An 18,051-nucleotide genomic window follows, 5' to 3' on the forward strand; every position below is an offset into this window, starting at 1 on the left:
CAGATCAAATCGGCCTCTAGCCCTTGTCTGGAAAGCGCAATTAGCTCCTGTTTTGATAGCATTCGGACATCCCGTGGCGCTCTTCAACGATTTGTCACACACGTCTGTCAGGATGGAGAGATGGATGTTTTGCGCTCCCATGGCCCCGCCCACCGTTTTGCCCGCACGCCCGACCCTGCCGTCACTTTTGCCGAACATGAGGACTTCAAGGCCCTGCTGCGCGACAGCGGCACGCGTTTCAAGGTGCAGACCGTGGCCGAGGCCCACACCGCCGGCCCCTCGTTCGACATCTTCACCGCCGCCATCGGCTCGGCCGACCCGCGCGCTCCGGCGATCGGTTTTTTCGGTGGCATCCACGGGCTGGAGCGGATAGGCTCGCAGCTGATCCTGAACTACATGCGCGCTCTGCTTTTTCGCCTCGAGTGGGACTCATTGCTGCAGCAGCAACTGCAAAAAGTCCGGTTGCTTTTCATGCCCATCGTCAACCCCGGCGGCATGTGGGCGCACACCCGCGCCAACCCGCGCGGTGTCGACCTGATGCGCAACGCGCCGCAGCGCGCCGAAGGCCGGGTGCCCTTCCTGGCCGGCGGGCAGAGCTGGAGCCCGCTGCTGCCCTGGTACTGCGGGCGGCCCGGCGCTCCCATGGAAGCCGAAAGCACGGCCCTGCTGCAAGTGGTGCGCGAGCAGCTGGCGAGCCGGCCCTTCAGCCTGGCGCTGGACTGCCACTCGGGCTACGGCTTCGACGACAGCCTGTGGTTTCCCTATGCGCGCACGCGCCGGCTGATGGCGCACCTGCCCGAGATGTTCACGCTCAAGGCCATGCTGGAACAATCCATGCCGCACCATGACTACAGCTTCGAGCCGCAGAGCAACCAGTATTTGTTGCACGGCGACCTCTGGGACCATGCCTATGACCAGGCGCCGCCCAGCCACGTGTTTTTGCCGATGACACTGGAGCTCGGCTCCTGGCTGTGGATACGCAAGAATCCGCGCCAGCTGTTTTCGCGGCACGGCATCTTCAACCCGATCAAGGCGCACCGCATCAAACGTGTGTTGCGCCGGCATGTCGAGCTGCTGGACTTCCTCACGCGGGCGGCCCACGCCGCGCCGGGCTGGTTGCCGCGGCCGGAGCAGCGGGCCCTCCTGTATCAGCAGGCCAGCGCCCACTGGCGGCCGAGGCGCGCGCCATGAGCTGGGTGTTGCTGCGCGGGCTGACACGCGAGACGCGGCACTGGGGCGGCCTGCCGCAGCAACTGGCCGCCACCGGCGATGCGGTCATCACGCTGGATTTGCCGGGCAACGGCGCCTTCTGCGGCCAGCGTTCACCGCCCTCGGTGCGTGCGATGGCCCTGTTCGCCCGCGAGCAGTTGCGGCTACAGGGCGTCGCACCGCCGTACCGCCTGCTGGCAATGTCGCTGGGCGGCATGGTCGCGGCCGATTGGGCCCAACAGTTCCCGGGCGAAGTAAGCGCATTGGTTCTGGTCAATACCAGCGTGCGGCCCTTCAGCCCGGCCACTGACCGCCTGCGGCCCCGCAACTGGCTGCCGCTGCTGCGGCTGGCTGCCTGCTGGGACGATGCGGCGGCTGCGGAAAGCATCATCCACCGCCTGACCTGCCGCCATACCGATACGCTGAGCCAGGACCTCGCGGTCTGGCAGCAGATCCGCCGCAGCGCCCCTGTGAGCGCCGGCAACGCCTGGTGCCAGCTGTGGGCAGCGGCGCGGTTTTCCGCCGCACCCACGGCCCCGGCTTGCCCGGTGTTGCTGCTGTCCTCGGCAGGCGACAGCCTGGTGCACCCGCGCTGCTCGGCGGCTCTGGCACGCGAATGGCGGGCAGCGCACCGCATCCATCCCTGGGCCGGCCACGACTTGCCGCATGATGACGCTGGCTGGGTCTGCCAACAAATCGAGCAATGGCTCGCTGGAAACTGAGCTTGCTCTCATTTTGATAGCTATTGGTGCTTGCCACACAAGGGCTTTAGGCGGTTTTTATTCTCAAACGCTCAAGGCAACGCGGGGGCATGCGGACGGCAAGCGACGGCCGTCAAAGCATCTGCCGGCGTTCTGCAACGCGGTCGCCATCAAGCACCGGCATACAACCACGGCACATCCAGCAACCGCTCCCCCAGCAGCTTCATCGACACATCCCGTCCCCACCGCAGCACGCCATCTGCATGGAAAATTTCGCCGTTGCGAATCGCGCGCGCCTGCACCCGCGCGTTGCGCTGCCAGCGGTTCAGCGCGTAACGCTGCAGCATGGTCGGCACGCTCAGTGCGGGGTCCAGCGCCTGCGTCAGAACGCGGCCCAGCTCGGCGGCGTCTTCAATGGCCATGCCCGCGCCCTGGGCCAGGTAAGGGCGCATGGGGTGCGCCGCATCACCGAGCAGCGCGACGCGGCCCAGCGCGTGCTGATAGGTCCCCTGCATGGGTGGGCGGTCGCACAGCGTCCAAAGCCGCCAGGCGGGAATGGCGCGCACCAGGTCTTGCAGCGGCGTGCAGCTGCCGGCCAATGCAGCGTGCAGACCGGCGCCATCAGTGCCCTGGTCCCAATTGTCGAGATCATCTCCGTCGCGCCCTTCGACGATGCCGACCACATTGAGCGACTTGCCGCCGCACACCGGGTACTGCACCACATGCAGTTTCGGACCAAGCCAGGCCGTCACCTGGGTCGAGCGCAGGGCTTCGGGCAAGTCTGCCTGCGGCACCAGGGCGCGATAGGCCACGTGGCCAGTCGCGCGCGGCGGCCCGTCGCCCAGCAACCACTGGCGAACCGGGCTCCATAAACCGTCCGCACCGACCAGCACTTCACCTTCCAGCGGCGGGTCGTCACCGCTTTGCACGGTCACAGCCTCCGGGTTCTGGGTGAACCGGCTCAGTGTGTGATTGAGTTTGAGACCAACGCCCGCTTCCCGCACAGCTGCCAGCAGCAGGCCGTGCAGGTCGGCCCGGTGCACCGTGGCATACGGCGCACCATAACGCTGCGCGATCACATCGCCGAGCCGCAGGGCGCCGAGAGTTTCGCCGGTCACGGCGCTGCGCACTTCAAGCCGGTCAGGAAAGGCCGCCACCGCCGCCAATGCATCGGCCAGCCCCCAACCGTGCAGCACCTTGACCACGTTCGGCCCGAGCTGGATGCCGGCGCCAACTTCGCTGAACACCGGCGCACGTTCGTACAGGCGGACAATCCAACCGGCGCGTGCTACCGCAAGCGCAGCGGCCAACCCACCGATACCCCCACCTGCGATCAGCGCCTGTTTTGTCATGCCCCAATTGTGCCCAAGCCCGTCCGGGGGTGCCCTCTTCAGGCGAGCAGCAAATCGACCGCGTTTGCCACGCCTTCTCTGGCGCCAAGAAGGTTGCCCAAAAAGCCGCCTGGGCCGGTCTGCATCACTAGCCGGACATCGATTTCGGCAATGTCGCCACTGAGCGTGTGCAGGCAGGCAAGGGCCGCACGGCTCGTGTCAGGGGTGGCAGCAGCGACGGACGCACTGCAAGGTGCTGGAGCAACAGGCTGACGTCCTCGACAAGCGCGCTGTTTGAATCCACACGGTCACCCAGCAGCAACAGCAAACACTGAAGGTCGCGCAGCATCAGGCGCACGGCCGGGTGTGGCAGGCTGCGCCGCGACAAGGCATGAACCCGCGTCACGCTGAACAGGCCCGGCAGATCGACATAGACCGCGCCGACGTCGGCAGACTTGGGGTCTCCTGTGGCAAAGCGCTGGTAGGTCACCGGCACGCCGGCCTGCTGGCCAATGGAGCGCACCAAATCCACGGCCGCGGAATTTCCCGAGGTAACCGCCACCACATTGCGCCGCACCAGGGCGGATTCGCCCAACGAGGCAGTCAGGCCCACGGGAGCGACCAGTTGCATCCACAGTTCGTCGGGCGACGCGGATGCTTCCAGCGACTGACTTTGTTTGAGTCGATACAACCGACGCGCCACGTCAGTCGGTTTGTCGACACTGTGCGTGGTGACGATCTGCAACGGCTCGGTCAGCGTTGCCGGACCGACGCTACGGTGCAGCTCCCTCAGGCGTCCGTGCCGCGGGTCGGCCTGCGCAATCCGCAGGGCTTTTTCGACGCCGGCAACCGGGCCCTCATGCCACTGAAACAGCCAGCCAGAAGCATGCAAGAACGCGCTGCGAATGCCTTGCGTGGCATTAAAGGCGCCCACCTCCCCGCGCAGGGAAAGCAGTTCCTCCATGACCGAGCCGCGCACCTGCGACACGCTGGCGCACACGACCCTCAGAACTCCGTTGTCCAGACGCCCGTCAACAGGCGGGCAGGGGAATTTTTGGCCGGTCATTCGTTTTCCTCGGGTGGTCCCGGCCACGGAAGCGGGACGGTCGCTAAATATTCATTACTGAATTGTTCATATTTAAACAAAATCCGTCCAATGCATTGTTTAAATAAAGTCGATGCAATAATTGCATTGCCATGAATATTCGCCGCCTTTCACACCTCATTGCTCTGGCTGAAGAGGCCAACTTCCATCGCGCCGCTGAGCGGGTTCATTTGAGCCAGCCCGCCTTCAGCCGCAGCATTCAGGCGGCCGAGACCGAATTTGGCCTCAAGCTGTTTGACCGGGGCCCAGCAGAGGTCCGCTGCACACCGTCGGGGGCCTTTGTGGTGGCGCGGGCCAGACGCTTGCTGCGCGAAAGCCAACAGCTTGAGCGCGACGTGTCCTTGCACCGCGAAAAGGTGATCGGCAACATCTCCTTCGGCTGCGGCCCTTTTCCCGCGGCGACGGTGGTCCCACTTCTTCTGTGCGAAATGCGGCAGAAATACCCGGCAGTCAGCGCGCGCGTCCTGGTCAACAACTCACGCCACCTGCTGAACCATGTGCGTACGGAAGAGCATGATTTTTTTGTCGGTGACACTCGCGATGTTCCACGCGACGGCACTTATGCGATACAGCTTATCGGCAGACCAACGGGAGGGTTTTATGTGCGAAGCGACCATCCCCTGCTGAGGCAGCGTGCTATTCGCGTGTCGGACATGGCGCCCTTCGGCCTTGCCAGCGGGCGCCTCCCCGATGAAATTTGTGCCTACCTGTTGCAGTTGATGGGCTTGCCATCCGACGCAAGGCTGCCAGTTGCCCTTGAATGCGACGACGTGCATTTGATGAAGCACATTGCACAAGCCACAGACATCATCATGCTGGGCAGTGACAATCTTTTGTCCAGTGAAATCCGTGACGGGAAGATGTGTGCGCTGCCGCTGGTAGATCTGCCGCCCACCTATGCGGAACTGGGCGTGGTGTCCCTGCAAGGCCGCACCCATTCACCCATTGCCGAATACGCGATTGCCAGGCTGGCGGCGCTGGCCGGCGCGCCAGGCTGACCTGGCTTCAGGCGAGCAACTGGCGCAGTACAAAAGGCAGAATGCCGCCGTGCCGGTAGTAGTCCACCTCGATGGGTGTATCGATGCGCAAAATCACCTGCACCTTTTGGTGCGATCCATCGGCACGGGTGATCGCCAGCGTGGCCTCGCTTTGCGGTTTGAGGTCCGGATCGGGCAACACGTCGATCACTTCCTTGCCTGTCAAACCCAGTGTTTGCCACGAGTCGCCGGGCATGAACTGCAGCGGCAGCACACCCATGCCGACCAGGTTGCTGCGGTGGATGCGCTCGAAGCTGCGCGCCACCACGGCCTTGATGCCCAGCAGTTGCGTGCCCTTGGCGGCCCAGTCGCGGGAGGAGCCGGTGCCGTACTCTTCGCCGGCAAAAATCACTGTCGGTTGGCCCTGCGCCAGGTATTTCATGGCCGCGTCGTAAATAAACATCTTCCCCCCACCCGGCTGGAACAAGGTAACGCCACCTTCTTCCCGCGAGCCGTCCGGACCGGCCGGGATCATCAGGTTTTTGATCCGCACATTGGCAAAGGTGCCGCGCATCATCACCTCGTGGTTGCCGCGGCGCGCGCCGTAGCTGTTGAAGTCGGCCTTCTGCACACCGTGTGCCAGCAGCCACTCCCCGGCCGGTGAACTGCCCTTGATGGAGCCGGCGGGCGAGATGTGGTCGGTGGTGATGGAGTCGCCGAACAGCGCCATGATGCGCGCACCCTTGACCGACACCACATCACTGTGACCGTCCGCTGCCGGGTCCATAGCAAAGCCCTCAAAGAAGGGCGGCTCGGCAATGTAGGTGCTGGTGGGCCAGGTGTAGCTGTTGCCCTTGACACCCTTGATGTTTTCCCAGAGCTTGCCGGGTTCGCTCTTGACCTTGGCGTAGTTGGCGCGGAAGGCCTTGCCGTTCATCGCAAACTTCATGAGCTGGTAGATCTCGTCGCTGGTCGGCCAGATATCGCCAAGGTAAACGTCCTTGCCGCCCTTGCCCTTGCCGACCGGCTCGGTCATCAGGTCGCGCATCACGGTGCCGGCAATCGCGTAGGCCACCACCAGCGGCGGGCTGGCCAGAAAGTTGGCTTTCAGGTTGGGGTGGATGCGTGCCTCGAAGTTGCGGTTGCCCGACAACACGGCCGCACACACCAGGTCGCTCTTGTTGATGGCCTCGTTGATTTCGGGCGTCAGGTCGCCGGCATTGCCGATGCAAGTGGTGCAGCCGTAACCGGCCAGCGCAAAGCCGAGTTTTTCCAGGTAGGGCAGCAGGCCCGTGGTGGTCAGGTATTCGGTGACGATGCGCGATCCCGGCGCCAGCGAGGTCTTGATGTGCGGCTGGACCTTGAGGCCGGCTTCCACTGCCTTTTTGGCCAGCAGTCCGGCCGCCAGCAAAACGCTGGGGTTGGATGTGTTGGTGCAGCTGGTAATGGCGGCAATCAACACGTCGCCGTTGCCGATACTGACACCGCCCGTATTGACCGCCTGGGCCGCCTTGGCGCCGCCTTCGGACTTGGCTGCGGCCAAGGTGGGGCGGTTGCCTTCCATCTCGACCACCATGCGAGGGGCACCAGCCGGTGTCGGCGGCGCGCCGGGCGCGGTGTCCGGCTCGGCGGGATTGTCTTCCTGTGATGTCTGGTGCAGCAGGTGACGCGTGGCCAGCATGGCGGCGGGCTGGTTGAAGCCGTTCTCGGAATTGGGCTTGCTGAACAGTGAGGCAAACTGGCTGGCGACATTCCCCAGTTCAATGCGGTCCTGCGGCCGCTTGGGGCCGGCCAGGCTGGGGGTTACATCGCCGAGGTCCAACTTCACCACCTGCGAAAAGTCGATCTCGCCGGGCAGCGGCACACCGAACAAGCCCTGGGCGCGGAAGTAAGCTTCGAACGCTTCTATTTCTGCTTTGGTGCGGCCGGTGCCGGTGAAGTAGTCAATGGTTTTTTCATCGACCGGGAAGAATCCCATGGTCGCGCCATATTCGGGTGCCATGTTGGCGATGGTCGCGCGGTCCGGCAAAGCGAGCGTACGTGTGCCTTCGCCGAAAAACTCGACAAACTTGCCGACGACTTTTTCCTTGCGCAACTGCTCGGTCACGCGCAGCACGAGATCGGTGGCGGTCACGCCCTCGCGCAGCCGCCCGGTCAGCTCGAAGCCGACCACATCGGGTGTCAACATGTAAACCGGCTGACCCAGCATCGCGGCCTCGGCCTCGATGCCGCCCACGCCCCAGCCGACCACGCCGATGCCATTGATCATGGTGGTGTGGCTGTCGGTGCCGACCAGGGTGTCGGGGTAATACACGCCGTCACTGCGCTTGTGCACGCCGCGGGCCAGATACTCCAGGTTGACCTGGTGCACGATGCCGAAGCCCGGTGGCACCACGCCGAAGGTGTCGAACGCCTGCATGCCCCACTTCATGAACTCGTAGCGTTCGCGGTTGCGCTGGAACTCCAACTTCATGTTCAGGTCCAGCGAATTCTTCTTGCCGTAATAGTCGACCATGATGGAGTGATCCACCACCAGGTCCACCGGTACCAGCGGCTCGATGCGTTTCGGGTTCTTGCCCAGCTTGATGGCCACCGAGCGCATGGCCGCCAAGTCGGCCAGCAGCGGCACGCCGGTGAAATCCTGAAGCACCACGCGTGAGACCACAAATGGGATTTCCTCCGTGCGGTCGGCGTTGGGGAACCAGTTGGCGAGTTGGCGCACATGTTCGGCGCTGACCTTCTTGCCGTCGCAGTTGCGAAGCACAGACTCCAGCACGATACGCATGGACACAGGCAGGCGTGAGACCTTGGGAAACTGTTTCGCCAAGGCTGGCAGCGAGTGGAACTTGCCGGTCTTGCCGGAGGCGGTCTTGAAGGTTTTCAGGGTGCTGGCGAATGCGTGGGCCATGGTGAACTCCATTTCTTGGTTTTTGACACTGGCTCCATCGTACTGCCGTACCATGACGGCCCCCGCTGCGGGCGCCAAACTCCCTGTGTGCGCCTCAGGGACTTCGCAGCGCAAGCTCGCTTACGGCGCAGCGTCCGGCAGGTAACGCACCGCCAGCACGCCCTCAATCGCCCGCAAGTGATCCAGCACCGCGTCGCCAACCGGGCTTTCCACATCCACCAGCGTGTAGGCCATGTCGCCGCGCGATTTGTTGACCATGTTGTGGATATTCAGCCCGGCCTGCGCCATGGCGGTGGAAATCTGCCCCAGCATGTTGGGCACATTGGCATTGGCAATCGCCACCCGGTAGGCTGATTCGCGTGCCATGCTGACCGCCGGGAAGTTGACCGCGTTAACCACGTTCCCGTGTTCCAGGTAGTCGCGCAGTTGATCTGCCACCATGATGGCGCAGTTTTCCTCGGCTTCGCGGGTAGAAGCACCCAGATGCGGCAGTGCCACCACGCCGGAGTGGCAGTTGATCGCTGCAGACGGAAAGTCGCAGATATAAAAGGCGAGTTTTTTGGCGTCGAGCGCGGCCAGCACAGCGGCCTCGTTGACCACACCCTCGCGTGAAAAATTAAGCAGCACCGCGCCCGGGCGCATCAGCTTGAGGTTGTCGGCATTCACCAAGTCGCGCGTGGCTGCCACCAAGGGGACGTGCAAGGTCACAAAGTCGGCGTTTTTTAGCACGTCCGCGACGCTGGCGGCCTTCTTCACCTGTGCAGGCAGGCTCCAGGCGGCATCTACCGTGATGTCCGGATCGTAGCCCAGCACCTGCATGCCCAGCTTGATGGCGGCATCAGCCACCAGGCAGCCGACCTTGCCCAGACCCACAATGCCCAGCGTATGGCCGGCCAGCTCGAAACCGGCAAAATTTTTCTTGCCGTCTTCGACCGCCTTGTCCATGTCGGCCATGGCGGGATCCAGGCCGCCAACAAAACGCAGCGCCGGTGCGATGTTGCGCGCGGCCAGCAGCATGCCGGTGAGCACCAGTTCCTTGACCGCATTGGCATTGGCGCCCGGCGCGTTGAACACCGGCACACCCCGCGCGCTCATGGCCGCCACCGGTATGTTGTTGGTGCCGGCGCCGGCGCGGGCAATTGCCTGGACACTGTCCGGGAGGGTCAGCGCACGCATGTCCGCCGAGCGCACCAGCACGGCGTCGGGCGCGGCGATGTCCTTGCCGGTGCTGTAGCGCTCTGCAGGCAGGCGATTCAGGCCGTTGGCCGATATCTGGTTGAGCACCAGAATCTCGTAGCGCCGCACCGGCTGGCCCGGCTCAGCCATGGCTGGCCTCGAACTCCTTCATGTAGGCCACCAGGGCCTGCACACCTTCGACCGGCATGGCGTTGTAGATGGAGGCGCGCATGCCGCCCACGGAACGATGACCCTTGAGCTGCAACATGCCGCGCGCCTGCGCTCCCTTCAAAAACGCCTCGTCAAGCGACTCGTCTTTCAGCTTGAAAGGCACGTTCATCAGCGAACGGTCTTCGCGCGCAATCGGGTTGCTGTAGAACGAGGTGGCGTCGAGGTAGTCGTACAGCAGCGCCGCCTTGGCGCGGTTGTGTGCCTCCATGGCCTTGAGCCCACCCAGCGCCTTGATGTGCTTGAACACCAAACCGGCGATGTAGATCGCATACGTCGGCGGCGTGTTGTACATCGAGTCGTTGTCGGCCTGCTGCTTGTAGTCGAAGACAAAAGGCGTGTGCAGGATGGGCTGGCCAATCAGGTCTTCGCGCACGATCACCAGGGTCAGGCCCGAGGGGCCGATGTTTTTCTGGGCACCGGCATAAATCAGGCCGTAGCGGCTGACGTCGATGGGGCGCGACAGGATGTTCGACGACATGTCGGCCACCAGCGGCACCGCACCGGTGTCGGGCGTCCAGTGGTATTCGACACCACCAATGGTTTCGTTCGAGCAGATGTGCACATAGGCGGCGTTGGGGTCCAGCTTCCAGGTCTCGAACTTCGGCACGCTGGTGAAACCGTCGGCTTCGGAGCTGGCAGCGACATTGACCTTGCAGTAGTTCTTCGCTTCCTTGATGGTTTTTTTCATCCACTCGCCGGTGTTGACGAAGTCGGCGCCGGCATGGCCTCGCAGCAGGTTCATGGGAATAAAGGCGTTCTGCCCGAGTCCGCCGCCCTGCAAAAACAGCACCTTGTAGTTGGCCGGAATCGTCAGCAGTTCACGCAGGTCGGCCTCGGCCTCGGCGTGGATGGCAATGAACTCCTTGCCACGGTGGCTCATTTCCATCACTGACATGCCGGAGCCTTTCCAGTCGAGCATCTCGGCCGCAGCTTGGCGCAGCACCGGTTCGGGAAGGGTCGCCGGACCGGCGCTGAAATTGAAAACACGTGTCATGGGGAAACCTTCTTGAGGGGAAAACCGTGCGGCACACCGGGGGCGGACCGTCAAACGCACAGCATACAAGAAGTCCCCCCGCCCAGCCCGGGCGGCCGCTCACCAGGCAGGCTGCGCCGGCGCCCTGCGCACGCCGAACCACTGCAGCTCCATCAGCAGGCCCACAGCCACGGCCTGGATCGCAATAAAACCCTGGCCCAGCAGGGTCGGTGTGACCAGCCCGCCGAACAGCAGCGCCAGGCAGCCCAGCACCCAGACGCCGTTGGCCACGATCAGCAGCCAGACCACACCCGGCGCAATAAAGGGCCGGGTCGCGATAAAGGCGATCAATGCCACGTAGCCGAACAGTGCCCAGCCGGACAGCAGCAGCAGCTGTTCGGGCAGACCCAGCAGGGGAGCCAGGTAAGCCGCCAGAACGACCTGCAGCAGGCCGGTGGCCACGCCGGTGGCGGCGTCCAGCCACAACACACGGCGCAAAAACAGGGGGGAAGCGGCGAGGGAAGACAGTGAACTCATAACAGACTCCTGGAAAAATGGGACAGCAAGTGATGCGGGTAAACCGCGGCAGCTATCCATCGCCGCAGCCCGTGGAGCAATGATTCCCGTGCGGCGGCAGCAAGGCGATAACCCCGCAGGTAATGGCGCCGCGCCCGTCTAGGCTTAGGATGGCGCCATGAATGCAAGCCTTCACCCCCCAACACGCCAGCCCCACCCTGCGCCGCAAGCCTTTGGCGACCACCTGCGCCACTGGCGCCAGCATCGGCGCCTGAGCCAACTCGATCTGGCCGGCGAGGCGGATATCTCGACGCGCCACCTGAGCTTTGTGGAAACTGGTCGTTCGGTGCCCAGCCGCGAGATGGTGCTTCGCCTGTCCGACCGCCTGGACATTCCCCTGCGCGAGCGCAACACGCTGCTGGTCGCCGCCGGCTACGCGCCCATGTACCGCGAACGGCCGCTGGACCACCCGGCGCTGGCCTCTGCCCGCCAGGCGGTGGAGCTGATTCTCAAAAGCCATGAACCCTGGCCGGCGCTGGCGCTGGACCGGCACTGGAACCTGGTTGCGATGAACCGCATGGTGCCGCACCTGCTGGCGGGCGCCGATCCGGCGTTGCTGCAGGCGCCGGTCAATGTGCTGCGCCTGAGCCTGCATCCGCAAGGTCTGGCGCCGCGCATCGCCAACCTCGGGCAGTGGCGCAACCACTTGTTCGAGCGCTTGCGCCAGCAAATCGCCGCCACCGCTGATCCGGTGTTGATGACCCTGCTGGAGGAGCTGCGTGCCTATCCCGGCGACGACGGCCCTGACAAGCTGCATCTGGAGGGAGAACACCTGGGCGTGGTCATGCCTTTCCGTTTCAGCACGCCCGGCGGTGTGCTGAGTTTCATCAGCACCACCACCATCTTCGGCACGCCGGTGGACGTGACCCTGCAGGAGCTGGCGCTGGAAACCTTCTTCCCGGCAGACGAGTTGACGGCGCAGGCCCTGCGCGAGCTGGCGGCGCAGGGTTGAATCCAGTTTGCTATCAAATCAATAGCAGACTGCGCTCACCATCCGTGGGCCAGCACCCGATATGACTTCATATTCGGGATCATGCGCCCCTCCCCCCAACCGGGCTGTCCGTCCCGCTGACAGTCAGCGGGGGGCGACTCCGATCACCAGAACGGTCATCAGGCGCTAGACTAAGGAGTGCCGACCAACACCGGAGCATCCCACGGACAGCACCCAACCCGCTACCGCCAGTCACGGCCAGGCGGCGCAGTGGCGCCTGATCAAGGACATCAGCTCCGGCATATGAGCGAGTACAAAGAGCTCAATGTCTGAGCCCTTGGCCCACCGGAGACCCTGATGCCTTTCATTTCCTTCAACAAAGCGACCGACCCGACGGCGCGCGACGACCTGCGCATCAATTCCACCGCTGTGTTGTATGTCGAGGCCTCGCGGCCCGACCTGTTGGGCCAGACCACCATTCACATGCTGGGCCAGGGCACGACGGTCAATGCGGTGACCGAGTCCATAGGCGCCGTGGTCAGCGAAATCGGTGGTCTGCTCGCCGCCAAACGCCACTACCTGGCTCCCCCGCCGGACGGTGGCGCGAGCACGGTGTATATCGCGCCCTGGAACGTGAGTCATGTCCGGCCCAACCTGCCTCTGTCCCAGGACTTCTGGTACATCAAGTTCGTCGACGGGTCCGAACTGCGCATCATTGATCCGCTGCCTGAGGGTTTGTAAACCGCCGGCATAAAAAAGGCCCCGCAATTTTCGCTGCGGGGCTTTTCTGATTCAGCAAGGTGCTCGTCCAAGGCATCGGTCGCTGCTCCCAAAACGGGAACATGGTGGAGTTCTGTCATGCGAATCATTGCCTTGGGCGCCCTGCGCGACTTCTGGATCAAGCACCCCGATGCACTGGAGCCGCTAAGCGCCTGGTACCCCATTGGAGCCCTACATCGGCTCGCGCGCCCGTGTGGCCGAAGTGCTTAACCGGGTACGTCCCTTGACACTGGAAATGATTCGCCGGCTGTCTGCCGGGCTTGAGCTGCCTGCGGATTTGTTGATTGGGGGGTATGAGTTGAGGGAGGTGGCTTGATGATGAATAGCAATCAGGTTTTGAATGGGGCTGCGAGCGAGTCGCTGCCCGTCCGCGCATGCCGCTGAAGTCAGCGCGGCGCCCGCCATCCGCCGAGTGATCGGCACCGGCGGCTCCAGCCCGGTTGAGCATGTCCCCCGGCAGGCCGGACTCCCATTGATCTCAGGCGGCAGCCGGCAGGCAGTGAAATGGGTCGCCGGCCTCAAGAGGCCGTGCAGCCCATAACCCGAGCATCAGATCGAGATTCTGCACCGCGGCTCCCGCGGCGCCTTTGCCCAGGTTGTCGAACACCGCGGCCAACAGCACCTGGCCCGTTCTCTCCTGCCCAAACACCGCGAGCCGCAACCGGTTACTGCCGTTGAGCGCCCGGGGGTCTAGCCGCCGCGCATCGACGTCCTGGGCAAGCGGTTGCACTTCAATGAGAGCTTGTCCTGCATAGCGCGCCAGAAGTGCGGCGTGCAAGCGTGCGGCGGTCACGCCGGTGGGCAGCAGACGCAAATGCAGCGCGATCGTCAACACGATGCCTTGCCTGTAGTGGCCATACGCCGGCACGAATACCGGCGCATGCGCGAGCCCGGCATGCTGCTGGATCTCGGGCACGTGCTTGTGGTTCAGCCCCAGGCCGTACACCTGGAAAGGCATCGCTGTGGCAGCGCCGGCGCCTTCATGATCCTCGAGCCCGGCCCGGCCCCGTCCTGAATAGCCCGACACTGCGTGGATGACCAGCGGGTAGCCGACCGGCAACAGGCCGCCGTCGACCAGGGGCTTGAGCAAGGCCAGCGCCCCCGTCGGGTAGCAGCCGGGATTGCTAACACGCCGGGCGCTGGCGATGCGCCCGGCCTGCGCGGCCTCCAGCTCCGGCAGCCCGTAGACCCAGCCTGGCGCAGTGCGGTGGGCCGAACTCGCGTCGATCACCCGCACGCCGGGACGGCGCACCAGTGCCACGGCCTCGCGCGCGGCGTCGTCCGGCAGGCACAGCAACGCGACGTCGCAGTCATTGAGCGCCTCGGCGCGATGGGCAGCACTCTTTCGATGCTCGGGCGTCAATTGCAGCAGACGCAGGTCGGTCCGAGCCGCCAGCCATTGCCGCACTTGCAGGCCGGTGGTGCCTTGGTCGCCATCGATGAAAACGAGAGGGGTCATGAGTTGCTCCGATTTAGGTTCGAAACGCATGGTGCATCGCCGATCGGATGCAGGCAAGTTGAATGTGGCAAACTATTAATTCAGAAATTGTGAATCGCTCCCAAGCGGCGAAAGGTAAACGATGCGCGAAATCAACCTCGATCGCCTGCGCACGCTGCTGGCGGTAGCCGACCTCGGCTCGTTCGCAGCGGCGGCGAAGGCGCTTCACCTGGCGCCGCCCACGGTGACGCTGCGCGTGGCGCAGCTCGAAGCCCGCCTCGGGACACGCCTGCTGCACCGCGCGCCGGCCGGCGTCACCGCAACGTCTGCGGGCGGCTTGCTGATGGACAAAGCAAGGCGGCTGCTGGCCGAAGCCGACGACCTGTTGCAGGCCGCGCAGAGCCAGATCGCCGCGCGCGGCGGGCGCGTGCGACTGGGCGCCTCCACCGGCGCGCTCGCGCACCTGCTCCCGCAGGCGCTGGAGGCCCTGGCTGCCCAGCATCCGGAGATCGACGTGCAGGTGGCGGTGATGACCAGCGAGGAAGCCCTGGCGCGGCTGGCCGCCGGCAGCCTGGACATCGGCATCGTCGCGCTGCCGCAGCCGGCTCGCCGTGGCCTGCGCGTGCAGGCCTGGCGGCAGGACCCGGTGCTGGCGTTCATTCCGGCCGCATGGGAACCGCCGCGGCACGTACCGCCCGCCTGGCTAGCCGCCCGGCCGCTGATCGCCAATGACCGCGGCACACGGCTCTCCCGCCAGACCGCCGAATGGTTTGCTGAGGCCGGCGAGCGGCCGCAGGCGCGCATCGAGTTGAACTACAACGACGCGATGAAGAGCCTCGTGGCGGCAGGCTACGGTGCCGCGCTGCTGCCGCACGAAGCGGGCGCGCCGCCGCCTGATCGCCGCATCAGCACGCGGCCGCTGCGGCCAGCGATGTCGAGGGCGCTGGGCATCGCGCACCGAACCAGGCCGCACGACGATGCGACGGAAGTGACGCTCCAGGCCTTGTTGGGAATGAAGGAGCGTTAAAACAAAAAAGCGGCCTGCAGGCCGCCTTTTTATTGGACGTATCCGGTCCCGCCTCAGGCAGGTACGCTGTCTTTCACCGTGTCCGCCATGTCGGTGTAATCCTTGACCTGGTCAAAGTTCAGGTACTGGTACACCGTGCTGCTGGCAGCCGTGAGCACGCCCATGTCGGCCATGTATTCGGCCTTGGTGGGAATGCGGCCCAGCTTGGAGCAGATGGCGGCGAGTTCTGCGGAACCCAGGTACACGTTGGAGTTTTTGCCCAGGCGGTTGGGGAAGTTGCGGGTCGATGTCGAGAACACGGTTGCGCCCTCTTTCACCTGCGCCTGGTTGCCCATGCACAAGCTGCAACCCGGCATTTCCATACGGGCACCAGCTGAACCCAGCACCCCGTAGTGGCCTTCTTCGGTCAATTGCTTGGCATCCATCTTGGTGGGCGGCGCCATCCAGAGCTTGACCGGGATGTCGCGCTTGCCTTCGAGCAGCTTGGAGGCCGCTCGAAAGTGGCCAATGTTGGTCATGCAGCTACCGATGAACACTTCATCGATGGCGGCTCCTGCCACGTCGCTCAGGGTCTTCACGTCATCCGGATCGTTCGGGCAAGCCACGATGGGTTCGTGAATGTCTGCCAGGTCGATTTCGATGACGGCGGCGTATTCGGCATCGGCATCGCCCTTGAGCAATTGCGGATCGGCCAGCCACGCTTCCATGGCGGCAATGCGGCGCTTGATGGTGCGCACGTCCGAGTAGCCAGATGCAATCATCCACTTAAGCATGGTGATGTTGCTGGTGATGTACTCGATGATGGGTTCCTTGTTCAGGTGCACCGTGCAGCCGCCGGCTGAACGCTCGGCCGAAGCGTCGCTGAGCTCAAATGCCTGCTCGACCTTCAAATCAGGCAAGCCTTCAATTTCAAGGATGCGCCCCGAGAAAATGTTTTTCTTGCCCTGCTTGGCAACCGTCAGCAGGCCCGCCTTGATGGCGTACAGGGGAATCGCGTTGACAAGATCACGCAGCGTAACGCCGGGCTGCATCTCGCCCTTGAAACGTACCAGCACGGACTCAGGCATGTCCAGCGGCATCACGCCGGTGGCCGCGCCAAATGCCACCAGGCCGGAACCCGCAGGAAAGCTGATACCGATGGGGAAACGCGTGTGGCTGTCACCACCGGTGCCCACGGTATCAGGCAACAACATGCGGTTCAACCAGCTGTGGATAATGCCGTCCCCCGGACGCAGCGGAATGCCGCCGCGGTCGCTCATGAACTCGGGCAACTCGTGGTGCATCTTCACGTCGACCGGCTTGGGATAAGCGGCGGTGTGGCAAAAAGACTGCATGACGAGGTCCGCACTGAAGCCCAGGCAGGCCAGGTCTTTCAGTTCGTCGCGCGTCATCGGGCCGGTGGTGTCTTGTGAGCCGACCGAGGTCATTTTTGGCTCGCAATAGGTACCGGGGCGAACGCCCTGGCCTTCTGGCAGACCAACAGCGCGGCCCACCATTTTTTGCGCGAGCGTGAAGCCGCGCTCGCTGGCCACAGGGGCTTGCGGCAAACGGAACAGCGTGGAGACCGGCAGGCCCAGCGCCCAACGCGCCTTGGCCGTCAGGCCGCGGCCCACAATCAGCGGAATGCGGCCGCCAGCGCGCACTTCGTCGAACAGCACATCGCTCTTGAGTTTGAACTCTGCAATGACCTTGCCGTCTTTCAAAGCCTTGCCGTCGTAGGGGCGCAACTCGATCACGTCACCCATGGCCATCTGGCTCACATCCAGCTCGATGGGCAGTGCGCCCGAGTCTTCCATGGTGTTGTAAAAAATCGGGGCGATTTTGGATCCCAGGCAAACACCACCGAAACGCTTGTTCGGCACATAAGGAATGTCTTCGCCGGTGAACCACAACACCGAGTTGGTGGCCGACTTGCGGGACGAGCCCGTGCCGACCACGTCGCCGACGTAGGCCACCAGGTTGCCCTTGGCCTTGAGTTCTTCAATGAACTTGACCGGGCCGCGTTTGCCGTCTTCCTCAGGCGTGACGCCGGGACGTGCGTTCTTGTGCATGGCCAGCGCGTGCAATGGAATGTCAGGCCGGCTCCAGGCGTCGGGTGCTGGCGACAGATCATCGGTGTTGATCTCGCCTGCCACCTTGAACACGGTGAGCGTGATGGACTGTGGCACTTCAGGGCGGCTGGTAAACCACTCAGCGTCGGCCCAGCTTTGCAACACAGCCTTGGCGTACTTGTTGCCCTTGTCGGCTTTTTCCTTGACGTCATGGAACTGGTCGAACATCAGCAAGGTGTTTTTCAGGCCGCTGGCTGCTTGCGTGGCCACGCTGTCTTCCGCGTCGTCCAGCAGATCGATCATCGGGCTGATGTTGTAGCCGCCCAGCATGGTGCCCAGCAGTTGCGTCGCCTTCTCACGCGAGATCAAAGTGCACTTTTCAGTGCCATGTGCCACAGCGGCAAGATAACTGGCCTTGACTTTGGCAGCGGCGTCGACGCCAGCCGGTACGCGGTGCGCGATCAGATCGACCAGAAAGTTTTCTTCGCCCTTCGGCGGGTTTTTCAGCAATTCGATCACTTCGCCGGTCTGCTGGGCAGACAGGGGTAACGGCGGAATGCCCAATGCGGCCCGTTCGGCGACATGGTTGCGGTAGGTGGTGATGAACTCGGACATCATGCTCTTCTTCTCCTGGACT

At 63.9% G+C, this 18,051-nt stretch carries 14 protein-coding genes and 1 pseudogene; 7 read left to right on the forward strand and 8 right to left on the reverse strand.

Going from position 1 to position 18,051, the window contains the following annotated elements:
* The first annotated feature begins 120 nt into the window (after positions 1-120).
* Positions 121-1,191 carry a M14 family zinc carboxypeptidase gene (locus tag H0W47_RS03420; protein ID WP_296920752.1) on the forward strand — a complete coding sequence of 357 codons (1,071 nt, stop codon included), beginning with the start codon at positions 121-123 and terminating at the stop codon, positions 1,189-1,191.
* Positions 1,188-1,931, forward strand: coding sequence for an alpha/beta hydrolase (locus tag H0W47_RS03425; RefSeq protein WP_296920755.1), 744 nt, complete (start codon positions 1,188-1,190; stop codon positions 1,929-1,931). Before H0W47_RS03420 ends, H0W47_RS03425 begins: the two co-directional genes overlap by 4 nt.
* A gap of 149 nt (positions 1,932-2,080) precedes the next feature.
* On the opposite strand, the gene H0W47_RS03430 is transcribed toward H0W47_RS03425, so the two are convergent.
* On the reverse strand, positions 2,081-3,262 hold the full coding sequence (locus tag H0W47_RS03430) for an FAD-dependent monooxygenase (protein WP_296920758.1): 1,182 nt from the start codon (positions 3,260-3,262) through the stop codon (positions 2,081-2,083).
* Between the two features lie 127 nt (positions 3,263-3,389).
* Positions 3,390-4,307: a BLUF domain-containing protein gene (locus H0W47_RS03435; RefSeq protein ID WP_296920761.1), complete on the reverse strand. Its 918-nt coding sequence runs from the start codon at positions 4,305-4,307 to the stop codon at positions 3,390-3,392.
* Positions 4,308-4,438: 131 nt separating this feature from the next.
* On the opposite strand from H0W47_RS03435, the gene H0W47_RS03440 reads away from it, so the two are divergent.
* A complete protein-coding gene (locus H0W47_RS03440; RefSeq protein ID WP_296920763.1) occupies positions 4,439-5,344 on the forward strand; it encodes a LysR family transcriptional regulator in 906 nt (301 codons plus the stop codon).
* Between the two features lie 7 nt (positions 5,345-5,351).
* Here the strand turns inward: H0W47_RS03440 and H0W47_RS03445 are convergent, their stop codons facing one another.
* The 4 genes from H0W47_RS03445 to H0W47_RS03460 form a co-directional block, all read right to left on the reverse strand.
* Positions 5,352-8,231, reverse strand: coding sequence for an aconitate hydratase (locus tag H0W47_RS03445; protein WP_296920767.1), 2,880 nt, complete (start codon positions 8,229-8,231; stop codon positions 5,352-5,354).
* Between the two features lie 120 nt (positions 8,232-8,351).
* Entirely contained in the window at positions 8,352-9,557 is a 1,206-nt protein-coding gene (locus H0W47_RS03450) for a phosphoglycerate dehydrogenase (protein ID WP_296920769.1), read from the reverse strand.
* On the reverse strand, positions 9,550-10,632 hold the full coding sequence (gene serC / locus H0W47_RS03455) for a 3-phosphoserine/phosphohydroxythreonine transaminase (RefSeq protein WP_296920772.1): 1,083 nt from the start codon (positions 10,630-10,632) through the stop codon (positions 9,550-9,552). Before serC ends, H0W47_RS03450 begins: the two co-directional genes overlap by 8 nt.
* Positions 10,633-10,731: 99 nt before the next feature.
* A complete protein-coding gene (locus H0W47_RS03460; RefSeq protein ID WP_296920775.1) occupies positions 10,732-11,148 on the reverse strand; it encodes a hypothetical protein in 417 nt (138 codons plus the stop codon).
* A gap of 157 nt (positions 11,149-11,305) precedes the next feature.
* On the opposite strand from H0W47_RS03460, the gene H0W47_RS03465 reads away from it, so the two are divergent.
* The 3 genes and pseudogenes from H0W47_RS03465 to H0W47_RS03475 form a co-directional block, all read left to right on the forward strand.
* Positions 11,306-12,139: a helix-turn-helix transcriptional regulator gene (locus H0W47_RS03465; protein WP_296920778.1), complete on the forward strand. Its 834-nt coding sequence runs from the start codon at positions 11,306-11,308 to the stop codon at positions 12,137-12,139.
* Positions 12,140-12,475: 336 nt separating this feature from the next.
* Positions 12,476-12,859, forward strand: coding sequence for a hypothetical protein (locus tag H0W47_RS03470; protein ID WP_296920780.1), 384 nt, complete (start codon positions 12,476-12,478; stop codon positions 12,857-12,859).
* A gap of 202 nt (positions 12,860-13,061) precedes the next feature.
* A pseudogene (locus H0W47_RS03475) lies at positions 13,062-13,214 on the forward strand (transcriptional regulator); the annotation flags it as partial.
* A 162-nt stretch (positions 13,215-13,376) separates the two neighbouring features.
* On the opposite strand, the gene argC reads toward H0W47_RS03475, so the two are convergent.
* Positions 13,377-14,357: an N-acetyl-gamma-glutamyl-phosphate reductase gene (argC, locus tag H0W47_RS03480; RefSeq protein ID WP_296920783.1), complete on the reverse strand. Its 981-nt coding sequence runs from the start codon at positions 14,355-14,357 to the stop codon at positions 13,377-13,379.
* 121 nt (positions 14,358-14,478) lie between these two features.
* Here argC and H0W47_RS03485 point away from each other — a divergent pair, with 121 nt between their 5' ends.
* Positions 14,479-15,363, forward strand: coding sequence for a LysR family transcriptional regulator (locus H0W47_RS03485; protein WP_296920787.1), 885 nt, complete (start codon positions 14,479-14,481; stop codon positions 15,361-15,363).
* 53 nt (positions 15,364-15,416) lie between these two features.
* On the opposite strand, the gene H0W47_RS03490 is transcribed toward H0W47_RS03485, so the two are convergent.
* Positions 15,417-18,032 carry a bifunctional aconitate hydratase 2/2-methylisocitrate dehydratase gene (locus H0W47_RS03490; RefSeq protein WP_296920789.1) on the reverse strand — a complete coding sequence of 872 codons (2,616 nt, stop codon included), beginning with the start codon at positions 18,030-18,032 and terminating at the stop codon, positions 15,417-15,419.
* Positions 18,033-18,051: the final 19 nt, after the last annotated feature.

Source organism: Polaromonas sp., from assembly GCF_013817205.1.
GTDB lineage: Bacteria > Pseudomonadota > Gammaproteobacteria > Burkholderiales > Burkholderiaceae_C > Polaromonas.